Consider the following 3412-nt stretch of genomic DNA (forward strand, 5'->3'; position numbering starts at 1 on the left):
CCCGGAGACCCCCGAGGAGCGGGACGTCCGCCTGCTGCACGCCCTGCGCACCGAAACCGGCCGCCGCCTCATGGAGGCCGTCCGCGACCACGCGCCCGGCGAGGAGTTGACCCTCGCCACCCGCCTGCGCCGCGACCACCCGGCCGACCTGGTCGCCGCCGCCCTCACCCGGGCCCGCCTGCGGGTCCGGGCCCGCGCCAAATTCGGCGCCGAGGCGGACACCCTGTGGTTCACCGCCGACGGCGTCGAACAGGCCACCCGTGCCTTTGTCGCGGCCCACCGCGCCCGACGCCTCGTCGCGGCCGGCGCGACCCGGGTCGTCGATCTGTGCTGCGGCAACGGCGGGGACGCCCTCGCCCTGGCCCGGGCCGGACTGGACGTGCTCGCCGTCGACCGCTCCCCCCTGGCCTGCGCCGTGGTGGAGGCCAACGCCGGGGAACTCGGACTCACCGACCGGATCCGGGTGGCACGGGGGGACGTCACCGACCCGGCGGTGATCGGCGACCTCACCGCCCCCGGGACGGCGCTGTTCATCGACCCCGCCCGTCGCGACGGCCGGGGCCGCACCTTCGACCCCGAGGCGTACTCCCCGCCCCTGTCATGGGCGCTGGACGCCGCCCGGCGGGCCCCGCTCGCCGCCGTGAAGGTGGCCCCCGGCATCCCGCACGAGGCGCTGCCGCCGGACGCCGAGACCGAATGGGTCTCCGACGCCGGCGAGGTCAAGGAAGCCGTGCTGTGGTTCGGCACCGGCGCGACGTTCCCCCGACGGGCCACCCTCCTGCCCGGCGGGCACACCGTCACCGGGGACGGCTCGCCCGCCCCCGCCCCCGAGCCGGACGGGGTGCACGGCCCCGTGGGCCGATACCTGTACGAGCCGGACGGCGCGGTCATCCGGGCCGGGCTCGTCGGCGCGGTCGCCCGGACCCTCGGAGCCCGCCTGATCGATCCCCGGATCGCCTACCTGACCTCGGACACCGCGCTCCGCACCCCGTGGGCCACCGCATGGGAGATCACCGAGGTGCTGCCGTTCAACCTCAAGCGCCTGCGCGCGCTGCTGCGGGACCGGGAGGTGGGCACGCTCACGATCAAGAAGCGCGGTTTCGCCATGACCCCCGAGGAGTTGCGCCGCCGGCTGGCGCCGCGCGGGCCGAACGCCTGCACCCTGGTGGTGACCCGGGTCGGCGACCGCCCCCTGGTCCTGGTGGCCCGGCCCTCGGTGGAACCGGACGCGCCGGACGGGGCGTCATCCCCGTCGTGAGAGGGCGGCGTTCCGCCGCCCCGGCCGGCACGGGTCGGGGCGTCTTCCTCTCCCGGGCCCCTCCGTCAGCCGGTGCGATCCCCCTCGACGCGCGTGAAGCGCCAGCGGTGCACCGGCCGCGCCAACAACTCCTCGTCGGGGGAGGGGATCTCCGGGATCTCCCCCGCCCCGCCCTCCGGCACCGTGTCCCACCAGGTGATGACGAGGACCCGATCGCCCGGCGCGACGAAGGTCTCCCGTCGGGTCGGGGGCGGGTCCAACGGGCGGGACCGCGCCCAGTCGAGCAGTTCCCCGGCCCGACCGGGCACCGCCCTGGCCTCCCACATCAGGGTCGGTGTGCCGGTCGGCGTCGCGTCCGGCTCCCCCGCGGCGACCTCCGGCGTGTCGGCGTCGGTCGGGTCGCTCATGCGCTCGCCCCTCCCCCGGTCTCCTCGTACAGGTTGTGGCGACTCATCTCGTGCACGTGGTCGTGCCCGTGTGAGTGCCCGTGCCCGTGCGAATGGCCGTGCCCGGCGTCCTCGGCGAAGACCTCCTCGCCGGCGGGGATCGAGGGCTCGGTGACGGGCAGCGAGGAGTCCGCCGGCAGGTCCCAGCCGGAGGGCGCGCGCCCGCGCGTCATCATCTCCGCGCCCAGCGCGGCCACCATCGCGCCGTTGTCCGTGCACAGTCCCGGACGCGGCACCCGCAGGGTGATGCCGGCCGCCGCGCAGCGCTCCTCCGCCATCGCCCGCAGCCTCGAGTTCGCCGCCACCCCGCCGCCGATCATCAGGTGGTCCACGCCCTCGTCCCGACAGGCGCGGATCGCCTTGCGGGTCAGCACGTCGGTCACCGCCTCCTGGAAGGACGCGGCGACATCGGCGACCGGCACCTCCTCACCGGCCGCCCTGCGGGCCTCCACCCAGCGGGCCACGGCCGTCTTCAAGCCCGAGAAGGAGAAGTCGTAGGGCGCGTCCCTCGGACCGGTCAGGCCCCGCGGGAAGGCGATGGCGTTCGGGTCGCCCTCCCGGGCGAGGCGGTCGATGACCGGCCCGCCGGGGAAGCCCAGGTGCAGCAGTCGGGCGATCTTGTCGAACGCCTCCCCCGCCGCGTCGTCGATGGTGGCGCCCAGGGGCCGTACGTCGGTGGTGATGTCCGGGGCCAGCAGCAGGGAGGAGTGCCCTCCGGAGACCAGCAGAGCCATCGTCGGCTCCGGCAGCGGCCCGTGCTCCAACTGGTCGACGCAGATGTGCGAGGCCAGGTGGTTGACGCCGTAGACCGGCTTGCCGAGCGCGGCGGCGTACGCCTTGGCCGCCGAGACGCCGACCAGCAGCGCGCCCGCCAGGCCGGGGCCGGCGGTGACCGCCACGCCGTCCAGGTCGCCGGGGGCGACACCGGCTCCGTCCAGGGCGCGCTCGATGGTGGGGACGATCGCCTCCAGGTGCGCCCGACTGGCGATCTCGGGCACGACACCGCCGAAGCGGGCGTGCTCGTCGACGCTGGAGGCCACGGAGTCGGCGAGCAGCGTGTGCCCGCGCACGACGCCGACGCCGGTCTCGTCGCAGGAGGTCTCGATGCCGAGGACGAGGGGTTCGTCAGCCATGGTCGGTCATGCTTCCCGATCGGTCGGTGCGGAGGGTGCCGGGGTCCCGCCGGCGCCGGGGGTCTGCCGGCCGGGCGGCGGGGGCAGCGGCCGGGTGTGGTCGCGGCGCATCACCAGGGCGTCGTGGTTGCCCGGCTGGTAGTAGCCGCGCCGCACGCCCATCGGTTCGAAGCCGTGCCGCTCGTACAGCCTGCGGGCGCGGTCGTTGTCGGTGCGGACCTCCAGGAAGACCTCCCGGCAGCCGAGGTGGGCGGCGGCGGTCAGCAGGTCGCGCAGCAGTCGGGTGCCCAGACCGCCGGCCTGCCGTCGGGGGGCGACGGCGATGGTCTGCACATCGGCGCTCTCCCCGGCGAACGCCAGGCCGGTCCATCCGGCGATCGAGCCGTCGGCGGCCTCGGCCACGGTGTAGCGGCGCGTCGGCACGGGGCCCGCGCAGCCGGCCAGTTCGGACCAGAACATACCGGGGGTCCAGGCGTCCCCGGGGAACAGTGCGCGCTCCAGCGCCAGGACGGGCTCGATGTCCCACCAGCGCATGGGGCGCAGCCGGGCGCCGGTGGGGGCGGTCACCGCCGGTC

The 3412-nt window shown here is 76.0% G+C and carries 4 protein-coding genes; 1 reads left to right on the forward strand and 3 read right to left on the reverse strand.

The window, feature by feature from the left end; all coding sequences use genetic code 11:
• The first annotated feature begins 31 nt into the window (after positions 1-31).
• A complete protein-coding gene (locus tag FNQ90_RS16770) occupies positions 32-1258 on the forward strand; it encodes a class I SAM-dependent methyltransferase (RefSeq protein WP_407699382.1) in 1227 nt (408 codons plus the stop codon).
• 65 nt (positions 1259-1323) lie between these two features.
• Here the strand turns inward: FNQ90_RS16770 and FNQ90_RS16775 are convergent, their stop codons facing one another.
• The 3 genes from FNQ90_RS16775 to rimI all read right to left on the reverse strand — a co-directional run bounded on the left by FNQ90_RS16775 (position 1324) and on the right by rimI (position 3404).
• The gene (locus tag FNQ90_RS16775; protein WP_182607129.1) at positions 1324-1584 is read right to left on the reverse strand and encodes a hypothetical protein; all 261 of its coding nucleotides are present in this window, start codon (positions 1582-1584) and stop codon (positions 1324-1326) included.
• Positions 1585-1661: 77 nt separating this feature from the next.
• Entirely contained in the window at positions 1662-2837 is a 1176-nt protein-coding gene (gene tsaD / locus FNQ90_RS16780) for a tRNA (adenosine(37)-N6)-threonylcarbamoyltransferase complex transferase subunit TsaD (RefSeq protein ID WP_182607127.1), read from the reverse strand.
• A gap of 6 nt (positions 2838-2843) precedes the next feature.
• Positions 2844-3404: a ribosomal protein S18-alanine N-acetyltransferase gene (gene rimI, locus FNQ90_RS16785; protein ID WP_182607130.1), complete on the reverse strand. Its 561-nt coding sequence runs from the start codon at positions 3402-3404 to the stop codon at positions 2844-2846.
• Between the last annotated feature and the right edge of the window lie 8 nt (positions 3405-3412).

Origin of the sequence: Streptomyces alkaliphilus (genome assembly GCF_014141535.1) — a bacterium.
GTDB lineage: Bacteria > Actinomycetota > Actinomycetes > Streptomycetales > Streptomycetaceae > Streptomyces > Streptomyces alkaliphilus.

Bases quoted from the DNA above. Each gene is read 5' to 3' on its own strand.
- FNQ90_RS16775 (WP_182607129.1), bottom strand. From the start codon at position 1,584: ATGTGGGAGGCCAGGGCGGTGCCCGGTCGGGCCGGGGAACTGCTCGAC.
- tsaD (WP_182607127.1), bottom strand. From the start codon at position 2,837: ATGGCTGACGAACCCCTCGTCCTCGGCATCGAGACCTCCTGCGACGAG.